The following is a 20,851-nucleotide window of genomic DNA, read 5'->3' as shown; positions in this document are numbered from 1 at the left end:
ATGAAAAAAATATCTCGTCTCTACCGATACGCCTTTGTCACGGCCCTGGCGCTGGGCCAGCTCGGTACGGGCACGGCCAACGCCCACGATCAGGATGACCGCGGCGGCTCGGGAGCGAAAAGCCCCGCCGTGCTTGCTGCCCGCGCCCAGGTGTTCAAGGCCAATCCGCAGATGGTCAAATCCATCATGGAAGGCGGTGGCTTTGGCACCGAGCTGTCGTATGCAGTGGCCAACAGCATGTACAGCCGAACCGACCAGACAGCCATTGCAGAGGCCCGAGCCAGACTCAAGGTCGAGGCCGTGGCTCCGCGTACCTGGCTGTTGCGCTTTCCCATCGTCAATGTGGTGGTCTTCGAGACCGACGAAGGCCTGGTCTTGGTCGATAGCGGCTACGCCCCCGCAGGCCCGGCCTTGGCCGAGACGCTGAAGCAGCTCAGCCACAAGCCGCTGCACACCGTCATCCTGACGCACTTTCATGCCGACCATGCCTTTGGTGCCTGGGCATTGATGGACCAGAAGCCGCGTGTGGTGACCGAGCAGCGCTTCATCGCCCAGATGGAGCTGGACATGCGCAGCAACGGTCTGATCGCGCGCAACAACCAGCAAAGCGTGGCCGACGTGCCGCGCACCTGGGCCGATGCAGTGCGCCCCACACAGACCTTCCAGGACAAGACCACGCTCACCATAGGCGGCGAAGACTTTGTGCTGACCCATGCGCGCGGCGAGACCGAAGACCAGATCTGGGTCGCTGTACCCGGTCGCGGCATTGTGGCCAGTGCCGACTACTTCCAGGGGTTTTTGCCCAATGCGGGAAATGGCAAGCGCCGCCAGCGCTACCCCGAGGAGTGGGCTCAGGCCCTGCGCGACATGGCCGCGCTCAAGCCCCGGCTGCTGCTGCCCGCTCATGGCCCAGCCATGACCAGGCCTGAAGAAATCCAGGATCGCTTGCCGGCGCAAGCCCAGATGCTGGACAGCATCTCCAGCCAGGTGGTGGCCGGCCTGAACAGCGGAGCGCGCCGCGATCAGGTCATTGAAAAAGTGGCGCTACCGCCGCAGCTGGCCAAGCGCAGCGATGCACGCGAGCTCTATGTCTCGGCCAAGGACATCGGCCGCATGGTGGTCAGCGAATACAGCGGCTGGTGGGACGATATTCCATCGCACTGGCGCCCGGCGCCTCTGGACCATGAAGCCAGGGAGCTGGTGCAGCTGGCAGGCGGTGCCAGGCAGGTGATCCAGCGTGCAGTGGCGCTGGCAGACAGCAATCCGGAGCTGGCCTCTCATCTGGCCGACTGGGCCTGGTATGCGGACAGCGATGACCCCGAGGTGGCCCAAGGGGCGCTGAATGTCTATGCCCGCCGTGTCGCCAAGCCTCTGCCCACGCAGGAAGTGCTGGTCTATGCCGAGCACATGGTGCGCCTGCAGCTCAGACTCAATGAGCTGAACAGCAAACGCGTGGCCAACGCCAGTCAGAGCAGCACAGCGCATTAATCACTGTTGTAGACCCTGCGGCAGCTGCCCATTCTTGGCAAAGGCATTGATGGGTAGCTGAATATAGGTACGGCCATCATCCTGTGCGGGCGGCAACTTGCCCGCCCGCACATTGACCTGCACCGAAGGGAGAATCAGCGTGGGCATCTCCAGCGTGGCGTCGCGTGCAGTGCGCATCTGTACGAACTCCGCCTCGCTGACGCCATCATGCACATGGATATTGCCGCTGCGCTGGGCCTGCACCGTGGTCTGCCATTGCGGCTTGCGCCCCGCCGGAGGGTAATCGTGACAGACAAAGATGCGAGTCTGCTCAGGCAGGGCCAGAATGTGCCGGATCGAACGATAGAGCGTCGACGCATCGCCGCCGGGAAAGTCGGCACGGGCCGTGCCCACGTCGGGCATGAACAGGGTATCGCCAACAAACACGGCATCTTCCACCAGATAAGCCATATCGGCCGGGGTATGGCCGGGCACATGCATGGCCAGCAGCTCCAGCTGACCCAGCGGCAGACGCTCGCCATGCTGCACCAGATGGTCGAACTGGCTGCCGTCGGGCAGAAAGCTGCGCTCGAAGTGATAGATCTTGCGAAACACGGCCTGTACATCGCAGATATGGGCACCGATCGCCACCTTGCCGCCCAGGTGGTGGCGAATATGCTGGGCCGCCGAGAGATGGTCCGCATGCGCATGGGTTTCCAGTATCCACTGCAGCTGCCAGCCTCTGCCGCGCACATAGTCGATCAGTGCATCCGCTGAACGGCTGCTCAGGGTGCCCGACTTCGGTTCAAAATCCAGCACCGGGTCAATCACGGCAGCCTGAGCGTTGACCGTGTCGGCCAGGACATAGCTCAGGGTGCCGGTAGCGGTATCAAAAAACGGCTCGATATGCATCACGCTGACTGACATGGCAACTCCTTGAACGGCACAACTGAAATTCTGAAACTCGGCAATCAATATACTTTTTTATATAATATATGAAAATATTTTGACGAAAGAAGTCATGTCCTCATCAAGCTTTGACGAAGCACCAGCCGCGCTGGATCTGCAGGCCATGCGCGCCCATGCGGGCGAGGCCGTGGCCATGCTCAAGCTGCTCGGCAACGAAGACCGGCTGCTGCTGCTGTGCCAGCTCGCCCAGCAGGAGCGCACGGTCAGTGAGCTGGAGCAGCTGACCGGCGTGTCCCAGCCCACCTTGTCCCAGCAACTGGGCATTCTGCGCCGCGAGGGCCTGGTCAGCACGCGCCGCGAAGGCAAGTTCATCTGGTATCAGCTGACCGATGCCCGCGCCCTGCAACTGATGCAAGCCCTGTACCAACTGTTTTGCCAACCGGGAGAGACCACATGAATATCTTTTGGAGCGAGTTCACGCCCTGGGCATCGCTGGCCGGCGGCCTGCTGATCGGCCTTTCTGCCGCCCTGCTCATTGCCTTGCTGGGCCGGGTGGCCGGCGTCAGCGGCATCGCCGCAGCCTTGCTGCAGTTGCCGACCTGGTCGTCAGTCAAGCACTGGGGCTGGCGCCTGGCCTTCATCCTGGGCATGGTCGCCGCTCCGCTGCTCTGGTCGCTGTTTGCCCCACTGCCAGCCATGGAGTTGCCATCCAGCCCGGCGATCATCATCGCCGCAGGACTGCTGGTGGGCTTTGGCACGCGCATGGGCTCGGGCTGCACCAGCGGTCACGGGGTGTGCGGGCTATCGCGCCTGTCAGTGCGCTCGCTGGCCGCCACGCTGTGCTTTATCGCCACGGGCGCCATCACCGTGTTCGTGATGCGCCATGTCATCGCTTGAGTCGCCACAAAGGACCATCATGATCCCCAGTATTGCAGCCCTGCCTTGCGGGCTTTTGTTCGGTCTGGGCCTGATTCTTTCGGGCATGGGCAACCCGGCCAAGGTACAGAACTTCCTCGATTTTTTCGGTCGCTGGGATCCCTCTCTGGGCTTCGTCATGGGCGGCGCCATCGCAGTCGGCCTGATTGCCTTCACCTGGGCCAAGCGCCGCAGCACGGCTTTGCTGGGCGAACCCATGCAGCTGCCCGCCAGCACCGTCATTGATCGCAAGCTGCTGACGGGCTCTGCCCTGTTCGGCATAGGCTGGGGACTGGCGGGCTTTTGCCCCGGCCCCGCGTTGATGAATCTCGCGACGCTCACACCACAGGTCTGGCTGTTTGTCTCCGCCATGCTGGTCGGCATGTGGGCGCAGCAGCAGTGGACGACAAGGACAAGCTGAGACCTGGCTGTCACACGCTAGGCAGTCCTCCACCTACCGGGCTGCCTGCGCCGTCTGACCATGTCAGCCCGGCCTCAGTCCTTGGGCATCAGGGCCTGGGCAAAATGTCTGGCCGGCGCAGGCAGGTCGGCAAAGCTGCTGGCATACAGCTTGAGGCTGCGCTCCGCCCAGGCATCGGTCAGCGGCACGGCATGCAGAGCGCGTGCCTCGCCCAGCCGCTGGTAGGCACCTTCGGGCATGACGCCCACGCCCAGTCCGCACTCAATCATTCGGCACATGGCACTCAGGCTGTCAACCTCGATGCGCTGTCGCAGCATGCGTCTGCCGGCGCGGGCTTGCCGATTGAGCATCTCCTGAACGATGCTGCTGTCGCGCAAGCCGATCTGGGCGTAGTCCAGCGCTTCTTCATAGGCCAGTTCCGGATGCCGGGCCAGAGCGTGATCACTGGGCATGATCAGCACCATGCGCTCGCGCCGATACGGCATGGACTCCAGCCCCTCGACTTCGTCACTGGGGCTGCAGACGCCAAGATCAGCCATGTGATCACGCACGGCGCGTGCCACCGAGCGGCTGGTCGCCTGGCGCAGATCGATGCGGATGTCGGGATGATGTTTCACGAAGATCGCAATATCCTCGGGCAGAAACTGCTCCACGGCGGAGGCATTGGCACTGAGACGCACCAGCCCGCGTATGCCGCGCGCATATTCGCCCAGGTCGTCGCGCAGATGCTCGACCCCAAGAAGAATCGTGCGGGCGTGCGCCAGCAGCAACTCTCCGGCAGGAGTCGGACGCACTCCGCGGGCATGGCGCAACAGCAAGGGAGTGCGCGCCAGGGATTCCAGTTCGGCAACACGCTTGCTCACGGCCGACGCGACCATGCCGCCCTGTTCGGCCGCACGCGCAATGCTGCCGCATTCGCAGATCAGCACGAACAGATCCAGTGATGACAGGTCGATCTGACGCAGAAAGCTGCGCGGCGAAGTGAAGTCGGACATGGTCAATGGCCGGCGGGCATTTGAAGGCGCAGCCGGGGATTTCGGCAAAAGGTACCCGGTCACGCCCAGGCACAAAGCACGAGCCATCTCGTTTTGGAACGGCTCGAGGAATTTTAGCCACTTCTTGCCGCAGGCCTGGCTACTTAACATGCCCGCTTTGCAAACACACACTCACATGCTTCTTTCCGCTTCCGACGCGCCACGCGTTGCCCAGGCCCTGGTCGGCCTCGGCGCTGTACGCATTGCTTCGCATCAACCGTTTATCTATACCTCGGGCTGGGCCAGCCCGGTCTATGTGGATGCGCAAGTCCTGATGTCCGATGTCGCACTGCGCGGTGAAATCATGGACATCGCGGCCCGCTGCATGCGCCCTCTGATTGCTGCACGCGGCATCAATGCCATCGTGGGAACCGAAAGCTCGGGCATTGCTTTTGCCGCATGGCTGGCCGAGCGCCTGGAGCTGCCCATGCTCTATCTGCGCAAACGCCCCGTCGGCTGGGACATCACGGCCCAGCTCGAAGGTCGCCTGCCCGACAACGCCAAGGTCCTGCTGGTGGATGACGTCACCACCGACGGCCGCTCCAAGGCCGGTACGGTTGCCGCCTTGCGCCGCGCAGGCCCCGTGATCGAGGATGTACTGGTTCTGCTCGACTATGCGCTCTATGCCCCCCAGGCCGGCACGCTGGCCGACCACGCATTGTCCCTGCACGCCCTGGCAACCTGGAATCAGCTGCACGAAGCACTGCTGGCAAGCGGACAGCTCAATGCGGAGCAAAAAGCCACGCTGGCGGACTTCTCGGCCTCGCCTGTGGACTGGTCCATCCGCCACGGAGGTAGCGGAGCATGATGGCCTGCAACACCCTGACGGATATCAGCGCACTGGCGCAAGCCCTGCTCTCGGAAATTCGCGAAGCCACCCGTGACGGCCTGGGCGTAACCCGCGAAAGCTATGGCGAAGGCGAGACTGCTGCGCTGCGCATACTTGAGGACCGGGCCGAAGATCTGGGCCTGAGCCATGAATGGGATAGAGCCGGCAACCTGTGGCTGAGCCTGCCAGAAGAAAGCCGTGCCGAGCCCTTTGTCGCGGTTGGCTCGCATGCCGACTCCGTGCCGCAGGGCGGCAACTTCGACGGACTGGCAGGCATTGTCGCCGGTATGCTGATGCTGCTTCAGCTGCGCGGCCGCCACGAACAGGCGCCCCCGCTGCGCGTGCTGGCCCTGCGTGGCGAGGAAAGCGCCTGGTACGGCAAGGCCTATCTGGGCTCTCTGTCCCTGCTGGGCAAGTTGCCTGCCGCCACATTGAAGAGGCCTCACCGCGATGGCCTCGGCATCCTGAGCGAAGCCATGTCGCGCTGCGGAGCCGATGTCGATGCCATTGAGCGCGCCGAGCCGCTGCTGGATCTCGCCAATGTCTCAGCCTATCTGGAACTGCATATCGAGCAGGGTCCGGTCATGGTCAATCGGGGCTGGCCGGTGGCCCTGGTCACCGGCATCCGAGGCAACGTCCGCCACAACCTGATCCGCTGCATCGGTGAAACCGGCCACTCGGGCGCCGTGCCGCGCTGGTTGCGCAAGGATGCATTGCTGGCGGTTGCCGAGTTGCTGTCGCGCATGGACGAACACTGGCGCGTGCTGCTGCAGATGGGCATGGACATGGTGATGACCACGGGCATCTGTTCCACCTCGGCGCAATCGCATGCAGTTTCCGTGATTCCCGGCGAAGTGGCCTTCAGCTTCGAGGTACGCAGCCAGGACACCCAGACGCTGGAGCGCTTCTATACCCTGATGCGCGAAGAGTGCCAGGCCATAGAGCGCGCCCGCGGCGTGCGTTTCGAGTTCGACGAGCGCCTGTTCACGGAGCCCGCCACCATGGATGCCGATTGGCTGAACCGTCTGGAGGCAGCCGCCGGACAGGACATGAAACCGGAGCGCATGGCCAGCGGAGCCGGCCATGATGCGGCAGTGTTTGCGAATGCCGGCGTACCCTCGGCCATGGTCTTTATCCGCAACGAAAATGGCTCTCACAATCCGCATGAGGCCATGGACATAGACGATTTCCTGGCAGGAGTCGATCTGCTGACCCGCGCGCTGATTGCCTGAACCCTGCCCGCTCTGGCCGGGCACTTCCAGGCGCCTTGCAGGCCGGCAGTCCTTTGTGCGCTGCCGCCTGCTGCCGGGACGCCAGTCCTGGCAGCTAGGCGGCCCCTCGCACAGGCCCGGGAGCGACTCGGGCGAAGGGCATCGAGCGGCCCTCGATCCTTCAGGCGACAGCCTTGAGCAGACTTTCCACCTCCTCGTTCGACAGGAATTTCTCGCCACTCGTCCAGGCCACAAATGCATCCGGTCGAATCAGTATCAGGTCAGATTCATAGCGCGCAAACTCATCCGTTTTGGTAGTTTCGACAATGCTCAGGGGCAGCCGATTGGTGTCGGCAATATAGCGGAATGTCTCAAGCGTTTGCGCGGGCGTATCGGCGGCCAGCAGCGTATAGCCCTGCCCCAGATGCTCGAATATATTCCGGCCATCGCCGAGCGCGGCCGGAGCCAGGTGGTGACCGGCACGTGCGGTGAATATATGTGAGCCCTTGGCGCTGCAATCGCCGACGGCCGACGCCCGAGTGCTGCGCACAATGGGAGAGCCCTCATAGTTGGGCTCGAAAGCATGCACCTCGCCTGCTGCCCCATTGGCCCTCTGACTCCAGGCGGCTTCAAAAGCACTTCTATCCTTTTCTGGATCAAAGCTGTCCAGAAACTGGTGATCGGTCTCTATGGACTTGGCAATAAAGTCGTCAATGGTGGATCTGAATACCGGGCGGCGTTCCTGGTCATAGGAGTCCAGCAATGTTTCGCTGCCCCAGCCTTTCAGCACGGCTGCCAGCTTCCACCCGAGATTGCGTGCATCTTCCAGTCCCGAATTCACGCCATAGCCGCCATAGGGAGGATGGCTGTGCGCTGCATCGCCAGCAATGAAGACCCGGCCTGAGCGGTAACTGTCGGCAAGCATGAAGCGCAGATCCCAGAAGCCTATATGCTCGAACTCGACATCGAAAGGCGCTCCGACAGCATCTTCCAGATAGGCCTGGAAGTCGAAGTTGTCTGCCGTGGTTCCCGGTGGCACTGGCGCATGGAAGAACCAGGTATTGCCCAGATCGACGCGACCGAAGAATTTCCAGTAGCCCTTGAGCTCAGGCTGAAGCACGTTGTAGTAGGACTTGCCAGGAAAGCGCTCGAGCAACTTGTGCAGTCCCTGTGAGCGGAACACGAGCAGTACCATGAGGCGATCATGGTCGGTCTTGGTCTGGGTGATGCCTGCCTGCTGACGCACGCCCGATCGGGCTCCATCACAGCCGACGACATAGCTTGCGCGCAGCATCCTGCGATCCGATCCGTTCTTTTCGGATACCGTGACGCAGACGCCCTCGTCGTCCTGCTGCAAGGTATCGAAGTTCCAGCCGTAAAAGGTCTCAACAGATGGCAGCTCGGCGGCTCTATCCCGCAGAACCGCTTCTGTGGCGTACTGAGGCAGGCGCTCGTTCGCCGTGAAATAGTAAGGCTTGACGAGATCGCGCTGGAGCCAGTCGTAAGAATAAGACCCCAGCAATGTGTTGTAGGCCGTCAGGCCTCCTATGCCGTATTCGGGCGGAATGGTACGAGCTGCGCGAAGCTGCTTTTCCGCACCCCAGACGTGGAAATGCTCCATGGTGCGCTGGGTCAGGTTCTGCCCCTTGGGAATCGGTTGCGGCTTGGCGTAGCGTTCCACGACGATACAGCGAACGCCGCGCTGACCCAGCTCTATCGCCAGCCCCATACCCACGGGGCCGCCGCCCACGATGATTACATCTGCATCCTTGCCTGGCGCTGGTGCCTGATTGACTTGCATATTCATGTTCATTTGATCTTCTTGTTATGGCTGGCTTATTCGGCAGTAATGCCCTGGGTCTTGATGAGATTGCCCCAGCGCCTGGCATCGGCGTCGATCAAGGCCTGGAAGGCTTGGGGAGTGCTGTGCTGGGGCGTCATGCCCTGGGACTCGAATGCTTTGGCAACTTCAGGCTGAGCAAGAATGCTCTTCAGGGCTTCGTTGATGCTGCGTACAAACTCGGGAGGCAGTCCCTTGGGGCCCAGCAAGCCATACCACATGTCCACATTCATATCGCCCAGGTTCAGACTCCTCAGCGAGGGCACCTGAGGCAGAAGCGGGGATGTCGTGTCTGAACTGATCGCAAGCGCACGGAGCCTGCCTGCCTTGATGTGCTGCAAAGCAACGTGGATAGGGAGAAACATCAGATCAATCTGCCCGCCCAGCAAGTCCGTCAAGGCCGGGGCCGTGCCGCGATAGCTGACATGTGTGAGCGATATCCTGGCTTTGCTCTTGAGCAGCTCTGTTGCCAGGTGGTGGGGGGTTCCGGCACCGGGCGAGCCATAGTTCAGAACGCCAGGATTTTTCTGTGCATAGCCGATGAGTTCCTTCAGATCCGTGATCCTGGATTGAGAGCCCGTGACAAGCACCAATTGACCTACGCTGGTCTGGCTGATGGCGCTGAGATCGCGAACCGGGCTATAGCCCATCTTGGGGTAGAGCTCGGTATTCATCACCAACGTATTCACGGTAACAAGCAAAGTCGCGCCGTCGGGAGTGGACCGGACTACCTCCAGGGTACCGATATTGCCCGAGGCCCCAGGCTTGTTGTCCACGATGAAGGGGCGCTGAAAGCGCTCCGAGAGCTTGGGACCGATGACCCGGGCAATCAGATCGATGCCTGTGCCTGGCGTGAACGGCACAACCAGCCGCACGGGAGCTTGCGTATTCGCGAATGCCGAAAGCCCGCAGGAGCCCGCAGCTGCTGCGACAGCCACGGTGAGTAGAGCCTTGCGGCGGCTGAGGGGCAAGCCTCCTGCTGAAGAAGGTGCAAGCATGGTGTCTCCTTGTGTTTTGTGCTGCAATTGCACCGCGTCCATTGATTTGAATCAAACGGGAATTTTTGGTGAATTCATCAGTAAAGCTGATTAATGTCGGGAGCCGTCAACTGCAGGCGTTTCTCGAGATATGCAAGTGCGGCAGCTTTGCTGCGGCGGCAGAGCGCATCCACCTGTCTCCGTCGGGAGTGAGCATGCTGGTCAAGGAACTGGAGCGCCAGTTGGGAGTCAGGCTGTTCGAGCGAACCACACGCGCAGTGACATTGACCGACGCAGGCCGGCTGCTGCAGCCCTATGCCGAGAGGGTAGTGACGGAACTGCGGCAACTGGGTCTGGCCTTGCAGGGCAGCTCCTCGGCCTCTCGGTCGACCCTGACGATTGCTGCGACGCCTGTGATCGCCACCTGCCTATTACCGAAGGTTGTTGCCGAATTTGCACGCAAGCATCCCGAAGTACGAATCCAGGTCATGGATGGCAGCCTCGATACCGTTCGGCAAGCCGTTCTGGAAGGACATGCCAATATGGGTATGGCCTTTTTTGTGAAACCAGCCGCAGGCCTGCTCAGAGAGTCGGTGTGCCGGTTCCGGCTCATGAGCATCAGCCCGGGCGAGAGGCGGCGCAGCAAACCGATCCAGAGCCGCAGCTGGAAATCTCTGGATGGCCTGCCCATGATCGCTCTGCCGATCTCCAACCCGATTCAGGCCTTGATTGACAAGCACCTTCCCAGCGCCAAGGCCAGCCAGGATGAGCGGGCAGAAATGAATTTTCTGGGCACCATGATTGCCATGGTGAAAGCGGGTCTGGGCAACGCGGTCATCCCCTCTTTCATGAGGGAGGAATGCCAGCAGCACGGCTTGAACATTGCGATGCTGACCGAACCAGCCGTTCACCTCAATATGTACGTCGCGCTACGCAGGGGCGCAGATCGACAGCTTGCCGAGACCCAGTTCCTAGAAGCCTTGAGAGCGCATATAGCCACGTCGGATGATCTGGCTTGACGCTGCGCCCACTGCTTCATGCGCTGAGCCCATTCGTCGCCACCGCTTGTCTGCACACTCAAACACCAGCCTCTGTTAGCCTGGCAAGCCCCAATGAATGAGAATGGGTATCATTTGTGTAGAATCAGCGGATTTCCAATCCCGAGAGATTCCTGTGTCATCCCCTGCCAACAGCATCGCCAGTGACGCACTTGGCAGCATTTACACACTGCACAACCGCTGGCTGACCGCCTGGCTGCAGCGCAAGCTGGGCAATCGTCACGATGCAGCAGACATCGCTCAGGACACATTCACGCGCATCTGGGCGACTGCAAAATCGCAAGCCATCGAGGACATCCGCGAGCCCAAAGCCTATCTGACCACAGTCGCCAGGCGCTTGATGATCAATCACCTGGAACGCAGGTCGCTTGAGCAGGCCTATCTGGCATCCCTGCATCTGCTGCCCGAAGAAACAGCACTGTCTGCCGAGGCTCGCGCCATCCTGCTGGAGACTCTGGAGGAGCTGGATCAGTTGCTCGGCGAGCTGCCGGCCAAAGTTCGCACCACATTTCTGCTTTCCCAGCTGGAAGGGCTCTCTTACGAAGAGATTGCATCGCATATGCAATTGAGTGTGCGCACGGTCACCCGCTATATGGCGCAGGGCTTCCGGCAATGCCTGCGTGTAATGCTGGATAGCTGAAATGCCTGCAACAGATACCCGCCTACTGGATGAAGCAGCCCAATGGCTGGCTCGCCGACATGCCTCGGACTTCAGCGAAACGGAGAATGCCGAGCTTGCCCGCTGGCGCAAGCTAAGTGCGAGGCACGAGCAAATCTGGCAGCGCATCGAGCAGCTGCAATTTCGCATGGACAGCGTCCCCCCGGCAGTTGGCATGGCCGTACTCGATCGTCCACGCTCAGCCGGAAATCGCCGGCATATGCTACGCGCGACGGCACTTGCCTTGGCGACTCCCATGCTGGGCTGGTTCTCATACCGCTATCTGCCATGGCAGATATGGCATGCGGACTTCAGGACAGCCACGGGCGAGACACGCGAGGTGACACTGGCAGACAACAGCCATGTACTGCTGAACACCGCCTCTGCCATCAGCGCACGGTTCGACAGCGAAGCACGTCGGCTTCATCACTACGCAGGTGAAATTCTGGTGGAGACCTCGCACACGAGCGCCTACCAGGCCCTGCCGTTCATCGTCCAAACAAGCGATGGTGAACTAAAGGCGCTGGGCACCAGATTCATCGTGCGCAAGCATGCGCAAAGCACGACGCTGTCCGTTCTGCAAGGAGCGGTCCAGGTGATGCCCAGCCACTCCACGCAGACTCTGGTCGTGCAAGCTGGCCAGCAAGTGAGCTTCGATGTCCGCAATCCAGGCACCGTCACCCCGCTGCCATCCCATGCAGACGCCTGGACCCGAGGCGTCCTGCATGCGCACAGCATGCGCCTGGTCGAATTCCTGGCGGAGTTGCAACGCTACCGCCTGGGGGTCCTGCAATGCGACCCCGGCGTCGCCGAACTACGCGTCTCCGGCGTATTCCAGCTACGCGACACGGACCGCATTCTGGAGCTGCTGACGCAGGCCCTCCCCATACGCACCCAAGAGCGCACCGCTTACTGGGTGACGGTCACATCCTCCTGAGGCGGCTCTGCTGCACCGTCCGGTATCGATGGTTCCCGGACAGGAGCGCAAATTTTTTATCTCATCACTGTCCGGTTTTTCCAGCTCGCCTGTCAAGCACATCAAGACCCATTCATTGACAGCCAACGAGGACTGAAAACATGCCTGCACTGCGCTCGCCGCACTCCCACACAAATTCTCTTGCGGTGCCGCTGCATCCGGTCACCCTTGCCGTCAAAGGCGCTCTGGTCGCTGCCCTTGGCACCGCGACCCTGGGCCTGTACGCGCCTGCGACGTACGCGGCAGAGCCCATTGCCCGTCCCGCGCAGCAGACCTATCAGATCTCCGCCGGCCTGCTCGGTCCCGCACTGATGGAGTTTGCCGCTCAGGCAGGCATCAACCTCAGCATGGACCCGGACCTGCTCAAGAATCTGCGCACCCCCGGTCTGTCGGGCCCCCAAACCATCGATAGCGGCTTTGCGCGCTTGCTGGAAAGCTCGGGGCTGCATGTCCGCCGGCTGGGCGCGGGCAACTACGCACTGGAAGCTGCACCGGCTGCCAAGGCGGCTACGGCGTCCTCCACACCTCGGAGCGACGCCTCCGCATCCGCAGACCAGTCAGGCGCACCGGAGCTTGCCGCCGTTACGGTGACAGCTCGTACCCAGAATAATCTCGTGGCCCCGGCACGTCAGATCAGCCTGCTCGAAGGCGAAGAAGTTCAACAGCTTCGGCAAGGCTCCGACAGCCTGGCCACCATGCTCAGCAAGGTGGTTCCGGGCATGGCCGACTCCAGCCACACCATCACGGACTATGGTCAGACACTGCGCGGGCGGAATATGCTGATTCTGGTCGACGGTGTTCCACTGAACACCAACCGAGACTCCTCCCGAAACCTCGCCAACATCAATCCTGCCGACATCGAGCAGATCGAGGTGCTGCGCGGCAGCAGCGCCATCTATGGAAGTGGTGCCGCAGGCGGCATCGTCTCCGTGCGCACCAAGCGCCCCCCCGGTGAGACCAAGGCCGAGACAGTGGTGACCGGATCGTCACCGCTGTTCAGGCCCAAGGCAGCAGGGCTTGGAGCCGAAGTCCAGCATTACCTGTCGGGCGGCGGCGACGTCGTCGACTATTCGGTCAGCCTGGGCGCCAAACAGGCAGGCGGCTCATTCGATGCCAAGGGAAACCGCATCGCCCCGGAGCCTAGCCAGGGAGACTTGTTCGACTCCAACATCTATAACGCATCGGCCAAGATTGGCTTCAAGCTGGATGCAAATCAACGGCTGCAGTTCTCGGCGAGCCACTACAACGCCAGCCAGGACACCGACTATGCATCCGACCCCTCGGTGGCGCGCCTGCCTGCCGGCACGGCTGCCGCCAGGCCGATCAAAGGTCTGGTGCTTGCAGACCAGAACCAGATCAAGAACACCATGCTGGGACTTGACTACGAGAATCGCGATCTCGCAGGCAGCACCCTCGCGGCTCAGCTCTACTACCGGGATTTCTACACGCGCTTTGCGCCCTTCGACGCCCGAGCCGTCGCGGTTCGGGGTGCCAACGTCGATCAATCGATGCAGAACTCCGATGTCTTCGGTGGACGCCTGACCATCAAGACGCCGCTGGGACAGGAGAAAAATTCCTTGCTGATCTGGGGCGCGGACTTCAATCACGAGCGCACCGACATGCCGATCGATATCTTTGATCCCAAAGCCTATGACGCCAGCAAAGGACTGGTGTTCAACAAGATCGGCCGCCTGATCTATATGCCGCCGGTCACCACGCGCAGCATTGGCACCTTTGCCCAGCTGCAGCACAAATTCAGCGACAAGTGGTCCGTGGAAGGCGGTGCCCGCTACGACCGCGCCCAAGCCAGCTTCAGCGACTTCAGCCCTTTGTCGCAATCAAAGCTGCCGAGCCCCCAAACCGTGGCAGGCGGTACCGTGAAATATGGCTCGTGGACCTATAACCTGGGCACGGTTTTCACACCGGCCAAGGAACATGAACTCTATGCCTCATACAGCCAGGGTTTCGAGCTGCCGGACATCGGGGTCGTGGTGCGCAATGCCACGGCAGGCTTCAACATCGGCAACTCCAATCTGCAGGCCGTCAAAACCGACACCGTAGAGATTGGCTGGCGCGGGAAGTTCTCGAATGTCATCGCCAACCTGGGAGCCTTTCAATCGCAGTCCGACCTCGGTGCCGTGCAAAGCTTCAACAACGGCCTCACACTCCTGCGAACCAAGGAAAAAATCCATGGACTCGAAGCCAGCCTGGACTATTTCAGCGACGATGACCGCTGGACCAGCGGCGGCAGTCTCACCTGGATGAAAGGGCGCGAGCTCCCACAGGGTGCAAGCTCCTATCAAAGCATGACGGGCTACCGCATTCCGCCCCTCAAACTGACCGCATACGTGGAATATCGCCCCAGTGCCAGTTGGAGCCATCGAGTCCAGGCCACCTCCTATGCCTCCAGAGACTATCGCCTGGACGGCAAGACAAGCTTCGGCCGCTACGACACCAAGGGCTACACCACAGTAGATTTGATCAGCCAGTGGAAAATCGACCCGAAGAACCGCGTCTCACTGGGCGTGGAGAATTTGTTCAACCGCAACTACTTCCCGCTGTACAGCCAGCTGCTTCGAAGCAACAACAACACCAGCCGCCTTCCGGTAGCTGGCACCGTCGTTCGAATCAGCTATGCGCATACCTGGTAGCAGTGCCAGATTCAGCCCGAGCGGCCTGCAGCCACAGTGCCTGATCTGAAGCCACTGCCGCAGAGTCGGGCACAGGCTTGTGCCGCTGAGATTCAGCCAATATTTCAGCCAACAGGCCGCTGCCGGCAGGCTTCAGCCTTTGCGAGTCAGGCATGACTCAGCAGCTGAATGGCGAAGACCTAACGGGATTCCTGCTTTTCGGCCTTTCTTCGCAAGAAAGCATTCATATGCTGCTGTGGCTCGCCGGTCTGGAAAGCCGCGCCGAACTCGGCAATGCTGTCATCAACCGCTGCATCCAGTGCCATGCGCTCCCAGCGGCGCAGCAGTTTCTTTTGCTGCCTGAGTACCATCGGGCCGATTTCCGACAGTCCGGCGGCCACCTCCAGAATGCGCTCATCCAGCTTCTCCTGAGGGACGCATTCGTTGATCAGGCCCCACTCCCGCGCTTGAGCCGCCGGAATGTTCTCTCCGGTCAGCAATAGCCAGGCAGCGCGCGTTGTGCCGATCTGGGCCGGCAACATAGCGGCATGGATCACCGATGGGATTCCAACCTTCACCTCGGGCATGCCAACAACGGCGTTATCGGCGGCGATTCGCAAATCGCCAGCCATCGCCAGCTCCAAGCCTCCACCAAGAGTATGTCCCTCCAGGCGTACGATGACGGGCACCGGGAAGTGCCGTACGGCATTGCAGAGATCGCGCAGACCGCTGATGAAGGCGCGCCCGGTACCGGCATTCAGGCTAGCCAGCTCCTTGATGTCGGCTCCCGCGACGAAAGCCCGCGAGCCCGAGCCTCTCAGCACAAGACAATGCAGCTCTTTGTTTTCCGCCAGTTCGCTGAGCCTCTGGATCAGGCCCTGGATGACGGGAGTGCTCAACACGTTGAGAACGCCGGCGTCCGTGATGGACAGCACTGCGGTGGTCGAGGTGAGATAGGTGACTTGCGAATACATGGTTGTCCTGTCAGAGTTTCTTGAAGCCGATGTCCTTGATGAGCTTGGCCCATGCCTTGTTGGCCCGTTCTACCGTGTCGCGAAACTGCTGTGGCGATTGGTAATCGACCACCGCGCCTTGCTGTTCTATCGTCTTGATCAGTTCAGGATTCTGTAACGCGGTCCTGGCAGCAACGCTCAGCTTGTTCAACACCGCTGCATCCAGCCCGGCAGGTGCACCCAGCCCGTACCAGGACATATCGTTCATGGGCTGCAGTCCAACTTCAGCATAGGTAGGTACGTTGGGCAGATTGGCCAGACGCTTGGGACTGGAGACCGCCAGGGCGCGCAGCTGATTGCCTGCGATCAGGCCACCCGATGAGGGCATGTTGTCAAATACCACGTCAATCTGGCCGGCGATCAGATCGTTGAGTGCGGGGCCCAGGCCCTTGTAGGGAACATGGGTGATCTGGGTCCTGGTGGTATGGCCGAACAAGGCGCCGCTCAGATGACTCAGCCCGCCATTGCCCGACGAGCCATAGTTCAGGCTGGCGGGCGCCTTTCTGGCTTCATCGATCACATCCTGAGCCGTCTTGTACGGCGACGAAACATTTACCACCATCACGCCTGGCACATTGGCAATATTGGTGATAGGCGTGAAGTCTTTCACCGCATCGTAGGCAGGCTTGGCATAGACATTGGGATTCACTGCATGTGAGCTCTCCACCATCATGACCAATGTGTAGCCGTCGGCAGGCTGCTTGGAAGCGTACTGCGACCCCGTGCTTCCCCCGGCTCCAGGCTTGTTTTCCACGACGATGGATTGTCCGAGCGCCTCACCAAGATAGCGCGCCATCACGCGCCCGATGACATCGGTCGCGCCGCCCACGGCGTAGGGGACGAGCAGCCGTATGGTGCGATCCGGATAGGAAGTGGCGCCGGCAGCCTGAGCCATGGACATGGCGCCAAGACCCAGGGCCAGGGCGAGCAGGGACTTCAAAGGCTTCATTCACGTCTCCTGTTGTACAAATGCAAGATCAGATGCTTTGGTCAGTATCGGCATCAGTTGTCGGCCGGAATTCAGGCTGAAAAGGAAGCAGTGGCCGCTGTGATGACGGGCAGTCCCAAGGTGGGCGGCGGAGATACTGCTTTGCCGGCGCTCGGTGGGAGCATGGGGTTGCGCACGAGCTGAAGCGAGCCCAGTTCGGGGTGCTCGACGGTCTGGAGCATCTGGCGATGAATCACCTGAGGGTGCTGAAACACCTGCTCGAGGCTGTTGATGTTCCCCCAGGAGATGCCGCTGGCGTCAAGCGCGCGCCCCAGGGCGGAGGCTTGCCAGCACTTCAGTACCGCACGCAGCAGAGGCCTGAGTTGCGCCAGATTCATCAGCCGGTCCGCATTTGTCGCAAATTCGGGCTGTAAATGCCATTCACTCTTAATGAGCTTGCAAAAGGCCGAAAACTGAGTGTCGTTGCCTATTGCCAAGATGATGTGGCCATCGCTGCATTCAAAGACTTCATAGGGCGCGAGATTGGGGTGCATATTGCCGATGCGCGCCGGCGTCTCACCGGAAACCAGAAAGTTGGCTCCCTGATTGGCATTCATCGCCACCGCTACATCCAGCAGTGCGATATCAAGGTGCTGACCCAGCCCGGAGCGTCCACGCTGCACCAAGGCCGCGAGCACCGCGCTGGTGGCATACATTCCCGTCATCAGATCCACCACGGCCACGCCGGTGCGCAAGGGGCCTGCCCCCGCTTCACCATCGGCAATGCCTGTGTAGCTCATCAAACCACCCATGCCCTGGAAGATGTAGTCATATCCGGGCTTTTGCGCAAACGGGCCGGTCTGTCCAAACCCCGTGACTGACAGGTAGACCAGTCCCGGGTTGATACGCACTAAACTGTCGTAGTCAAGACCATAGCGAGCCAGCGTTCCGACCTTGTAGTTTTCGACCACTACGTCGGCATCCTGGATCTGGCGCAGCAGCCAGGCTTTCTCAGGCTCTCGCGAAAAATCCAGCGTGACGGATTGCTTGCCGCGATTGCATGAGAGGAAGTATGCGGCCACTTGTTCACCGCTTTGAGTGCTCACGAAAGGAGGCCCCCAGCTGCGGGTATCGTCCCCTGTCTCAGGGCGTTCGATCTTGAGGACATTCGCGCCAAGATCAGCCAGATTCTGGGTGCACCATGGCCCAGCCAGAATTCTTGACAAGTCCACGACACGGACTCCATCGAGTGCATTTGCAAGCATCACATCTCCAAAATTTTTCTGTATTCTTGGAGCGGGCTTGCCCAGGGTCAATTGGCCATTTTTGCATTCGGAGTTCGCGGAATTAGGACGCTCTTCCGGACTGACGACATGCCTGAAATGGGCGTGGCCCCAGCGCCTCAGGAGATGGGCACGAGAATGCAGCTGGCTCGCGCCATCAACGCGTTGCCATTGCGCAAAGTGCACTCGGCAAAGCACATACGCCGGCCCCTGCGGGTGATCAGTACCTCGGCCTCGATCCAGTCTCCCAGGCGTGCACAAGACAGGTAGTCGATGTTCATTTGAGCCGTCACTATCGAGCCGGAAAGTGCCGTCGCCACGTTATAGCCAATGGCGTTGTCGACCACCGTCGCCACAAAGCCACCATGTGCGATGCCGTGCAGATTGAGGTGCTGCTCGCGCACCCTCACGCCTAGGATGCGCGATCCGTCTTCTCGCTGCCTCTTGTACATGGGGCCTTGCGCAAGCACGAAGCTGCTGGGTGACACATGCTCCTCAAATCCCTGCGGAAGTACGAAAGCGGAGGTGCTCATGGCTGGGCCAATATGTCGTTCAGGGCTTGTTGTTCAATCCATGGCGCCACAATCCAGTGCTCGCCATGCCGGGCATGCAGATCCCGAATCTTTGCGAGAACCTGCGTCCACCCCAGGCTCTGCGCATGGAACATCGGCCCACCCCGCCATGCAGGAAAGCCATAGCCATTGACATACACCACATCCACATCGGAGGCGCGTTGAGCGATTCCTTCGTCGACGATGCGCGCACCTTCGTTGACCAGCGCAAGCACACAGCGTTCGACGATTTCCTCATCGCGGACCCGACGCCTCTCGATGCCGGCCACGCGTGCGCATTCCGCAATGAGCGCCTCGACGAAGGGATCAGGAACTGGTGTGCGATTGCCGGCTTCGTAACGGTAGTAGCCGGCACCGGTCTTCTGACCGAAGCGACCCTGCTCGCAGATACTGTCAGCAACCCTGGAATAACGCAGATGAGATGCCCTCGTGGATGCAAGACGCTTGCGTGTCGCCCAGTTGATGTCCAGTCCCGCGAGATCGGCCATGGCAAGCGGTCCCATCGCGAAGCCGAATGCCTGCATGGCGGCATCGATCTGCTGCACCGTGGCGCCCTCTTCAAGCAGAAAGCCCGCTTCTCGCCAGTACCCTGTCAGCATGCGGTTTCCCACAAAGCCTTCGCAAACGCCGACCAGCACGGGGATCTTGCCGATGGCCACGGCCATCTGCATGCAGCTCGCGATGACGGCGTCGCAGGTGCGTTCTCCACGCACCACTTCCAGCAACTTCATCACATTGGCCGGACTGAAGAAATGCAGGCCGATGACATCTTCGGGACGCTGGGTGACAGCAGCGATCTCATTGATGTTCAGCCGCGACGTATTGGTGGCAAGAATCGTCCCCTTTCTGCAGATCCTGTCGAGCTGCACAAACACATCGCGCTTGATCGCCATGTCTTCGAAAACGGCTTCTATGACCAGATCGACCTCTGCGAACGCCGACAGGTCCAATGTCTGCTGAATATGCTGCATCCTTTCCTTGACCGCTTCGGCAGTGAGCCCTCCACGCGATACGGAAATTTGATAGTTGCGCTCGATCATCGCCATACCGCGGTCCAGCGCCGCCTGCTCTCGCTCGCACAGGACGACTGGAATGCCTGCATTCGCAAACGCCATGGCAATGCCGCCGCCCATGGTGCCCGCGCCCAGAATACCGACACGACAAATCTGCCTCTCCGCCACATCGCAGTCCCTGCCAACAAATTTGGCCGCTTCCTTCTCGGCAAAGAATATGTGACGCAAGGACTTGGAAGGCGCTCCGACAACCAGTTCCTCAAACAGCTCACGCTCCTTGTCCAGGCCCTGCTCGAAAGGCAAGTCCATGGCGCTTCTCACGCACTGGATGGCAGCACGCTGCGCAATCGCGTTACGGGCCTTGGGATTGATACCTGTGCGAAGACGGTCGAAGTCTGGCAGCTCGCCCTTGGGCGGGGGCGCCTGGATGTCGGCCAGCACCGGCAGCGCCGGATGACTGCCCGCCATGCTCAGCGCAAACATCATGCTGGCCTGCTCCAGATCGTCCTCGAAAATTGCATCTACCAGACCAAGCTCCAGAGCCTCCTTGGCTTCGACATGCTTGCCCGAAGTGATCAGCCGCACGGCATCCGCCGCCCCGATCAACCGAGGAAGCCGTTGCGTCCCTCCACCACCGGGAACCAGCCCCAGATTCACCTCAGGCAGCCCCATTCTTGCGGATGAATCCGCGACACGGTAGTGACAGGCCAGCGCCAGCTCCAGCCCGCCGCCCAGCGCTACACCGTGAATGCAGGCTACCACGGGCTTGGTGCACCGCTCTATGGATCGGTTGACTTGGCGCAACATGGGGCTCGCCGTCGCAGCCGGGGTATTGAACTGGCGTATGTCCGCGCCGCCGCAGAAGACCTTGCCCTGCCCACGCAGCACCACGGCTCTCACGGCGGTACTGGCTTGTGCACGGGCAATGCCTTGGGCAATACCGCGTCGTACCGTGTCGCCCAGCCCGTTGACAGGTGGATTGTCGATGACAATGAGCGCAACGTCCTGGTGCTCCTCATAGCGCACGGTTTCGGAAAGTTGAGCTGCTTGCTTGTAGTCGTTCATGGATCTTGTTTCAGTGCTGCACGAGCGGACGGATCGCGGACGGGTATTGGTT

The 20,851-nt window shown here is 60.9% G+C and carries 19 protein-coding genes; 10 read left to right on the top strand and 9 right to left on the bottom strand.

Annotated features, from left to right (window positions below; genetic code table 11):
• Nucleotides 1-1,488, top strand: coding sequence for an MBL fold metallo-hydrolase (locus O987_RS11755; RefSeq protein ID WP_235214358.1), 1,488 nt, complete (start codon nt 1-3; stop codon nt 1,486-1,488).
• Here the strand turns inward: O987_RS11755 and O987_RS11750 are convergent, their stop codons facing one another.
• Nucleotides 1,489-2,394 (bottom strand): MBL fold metallo-hydrolase, encoded by a 906-nt coding sequence (locus O987_RS11750; protein WP_043372357.1) that lies wholly within the window; start codon nt 2,392-2,394, stop codon nt 1,489-1,491.
• Nucleotides 2,395-2,488: 94 nt separating this feature from the next.
• Between O987_RS11750 and O987_RS11745 the strand changes: the two genes are divergently transcribed.
• Genes O987_RS11745 through O987_RS11735 form a run of 3 tightly spaced genes read left to right on the top strand, consistent with a single transcriptional unit; the run spans nt 2,489 to nt 3,712 of the window.
• The gene (locus O987_RS11745; protein ID WP_003055749.1) at nt 2,489-2,833 is read left to right on the top strand and encodes an ArsR/SmtB family transcription factor; all 345 of its coding nucleotides are present in this window, start codon (nt 2,489-2,491) and stop codon (nt 2,831-2,833) included.
• The gene (locus O987_RS11740) at nt 2,830-3,273 is read left to right on the top strand and encodes a YeeE/YedE family protein (RefSeq protein ID WP_043372355.1); all 444 of its coding nucleotides are present in this window, start codon (nt 2,830-2,832) and stop codon (nt 3,271-3,273) included. Before O987_RS11745 ends, O987_RS11740 begins: the two co-directional genes overlap by 4 nt.
• A 19-nt stretch (nt 3,274-3,292) precedes the next feature.
• Nucleotides 3,293-3,712, top strand: coding sequence for a YeeE/YedE family protein (locus O987_RS11735; protein WP_043372353.1), 420 nt, complete (start codon nt 3,293-3,295; stop codon nt 3,710-3,712).
• A gap of 74 nt (nt 3,713-3,786) precedes the next feature.
• Here O987_RS11735 and O987_RS11730 read toward each other — a convergent pair whose 3' ends face one another.
• Complete coding sequence (locus tag O987_RS11730) at nt 3,787-4,707, bottom strand: LysR family transcriptional regulator (RefSeq protein WP_043372351.1); 921 nt, start codon at nt 4,705-4,707, stop codon at nt 3,787-3,789.
• A gap of 175 nt (nt 4,708-4,882) precedes the next feature.
• Here O987_RS11730 and O987_RS11725 point away from each other — a divergent pair, with 175 nt between their 5' ends.
• Nucleotides 4,883-5,554, top strand: a complete 672-nt coding sequence (locus tag O987_RS11725) for an orotate phosphoribosyltransferase (protein ID WP_003055759.1) — start codon at nt 4,883-4,885, stop codon at nt 5,552-5,554.
• A complete protein-coding gene (locus tag O987_RS11720) occupies nt 5,551-6,807 on the top strand; it encodes a hydantoinase/carbamoylase family amidase (RefSeq protein ID WP_043372349.1) in 1,257 nt (418 codons plus the stop codon). Before O987_RS11725 ends, O987_RS11720 begins: the two co-directional genes overlap by 4 nt.
• 160 nt (nt 6,808-6,967) lie before the next feature.
• Here the strand turns inward: O987_RS11720 and O987_RS11715 are convergent, their stop codons facing one another.
• On the bottom strand, nt 6,968-8,593 hold the full coding sequence (locus tag O987_RS11715) for an FAD-dependent monooxygenase (protein WP_043372347.1): 1,626 nt from the start codon (nt 8,591-8,593) through the stop codon (nt 6,968-6,970).
• Between the two features lie 29 nt (nt 8,594-8,622).
• Nucleotides 8,623-9,624 carry a tripartite tricarboxylate transporter substrate binding protein gene (locus tag O987_RS11710; protein ID WP_043376375.1) on the bottom strand — a complete coding sequence of 334 codons (1,002 nt, stop codon included), beginning with the start codon at nt 9,622-9,624 and terminating at the stop codon, nt 8,623-8,625.
• A 68-nt stretch (nt 9,625-9,692) separates the two neighbouring features.
• Between O987_RS11710 and O987_RS11705 the strand changes: the two genes are divergently transcribed.
• The 4 genes from O987_RS11705 to O987_RS11690 all read left to right on the top strand — a co-directional run bounded on the left by O987_RS11705 (nt 9,693) and on the right by O987_RS11690 (nt 14,946).
• Nucleotides 9,693-10,622 carry a LysR family transcriptional regulator gene (locus tag O987_RS11705; RefSeq protein ID WP_235214352.1) on the top strand — a complete coding sequence of 310 codons (930 nt, stop codon included), beginning with the start codon at nt 9,693-9,695 and terminating at the stop codon, nt 10,620-10,622.
• A 199-nt stretch (nt 10,623-10,821) separates the two neighbouring features.
• A complete protein-coding gene (locus O987_RS11700; protein ID WP_050785846.1) occupies nt 10,822-11,301 on the top strand; it encodes a sigma-70 family RNA polymerase sigma factor in 480 nt (159 codons plus the stop codon).
• Nucleotide 11,302: 1 nt separating this feature from the next.
• Nucleotides 11,303-12,256: a FecR domain-containing protein gene (locus tag O987_RS11695; protein ID WP_003055771.1), complete on the top strand. Its 954-nt coding sequence runs from the start codon at nt 11,303-11,305 to the stop codon at nt 12,254-12,256.
• A 140-nt stretch (nt 12,257-12,396) separates the two neighbouring features.
• Complete coding sequence (locus tag O987_RS11690) at nt 12,397-14,946, top strand: TonB-dependent siderophore receptor (protein WP_043372345.1); 2,550 nt, start codon at nt 12,397-12,399, stop codon at nt 14,944-14,946.
• A gap of 179 nt (nt 14,947-15,125) precedes the next feature.
• On the opposite strand, the gene O987_RS11685 is transcribed toward O987_RS11690, so the two are convergent.
• From O987_RS11685 to O987_RS11665, 5 genes are all read right to left on the bottom strand, one after another.
• Complete coding sequence (locus O987_RS11685) at nt 15,126-15,899, bottom strand: enoyl-CoA hydratase (protein WP_043372342.1); 774 nt, start codon at nt 15,897-15,899, stop codon at nt 15,126-15,128.
• Nucleotides 15,900-15,909: 10 nt separating this feature from the next.
• Nucleotides 15,910-16,887 carry a Bug family tripartite tricarboxylate transporter substrate binding protein gene (locus O987_RS11680; protein WP_043372340.1) on the bottom strand — a complete coding sequence of 326 codons (978 nt, stop codon included), beginning with the start codon at nt 16,885-16,887 and terminating at the stop codon, nt 15,910-15,912.
• Between the two features lie 71 nt (nt 16,888-16,958).
• Nucleotides 16,959-18,131: a CaiB/BaiF CoA transferase family protein gene (locus O987_RS11675; RefSeq protein WP_043372339.1), complete on the bottom strand. Its 1,173-nt coding sequence runs from the start codon at nt 18,129-18,131 to the stop codon at nt 16,959-16,961.
• A 137-nt stretch (nt 18,132-18,268) separates the two neighbouring features.
• Nucleotides 18,269-18,682, bottom strand: coding sequence for a PaaI family thioesterase (locus tag O987_RS11670; protein ID WP_043372337.1), 414 nt, complete (start codon nt 18,680-18,682; stop codon nt 18,269-18,271).
• Entirely contained in the window at nt 18,679-20,799 is a 2,121-nt protein-coding gene (locus O987_RS11665; RefSeq protein ID WP_043372335.1) for a 3-hydroxyacyl-CoA dehydrogenase NAD-binding domain-containing protein, read from the bottom strand. The genes O987_RS11670 and O987_RS11665 overlap by 4 nt, the downstream gene beginning before the upstream one ends.
• Nucleotides 20,800-20,851: the final 52 nt, after the last annotated feature.

Origin of the sequence: Comamonas testosteroni TK102, from assembly GCF_000739375.1 — a bacterium.
Lineage (GTDB): Bacteria > Pseudomonadota > Gammaproteobacteria > Burkholderiales > Burkholderiaceae_C > Comamonas > Comamonas brasiliensis.
Note: the sequence above shows the minus strand (reverse complement) of the source record. Positions and strands in the feature narration are given on the sequence as shown.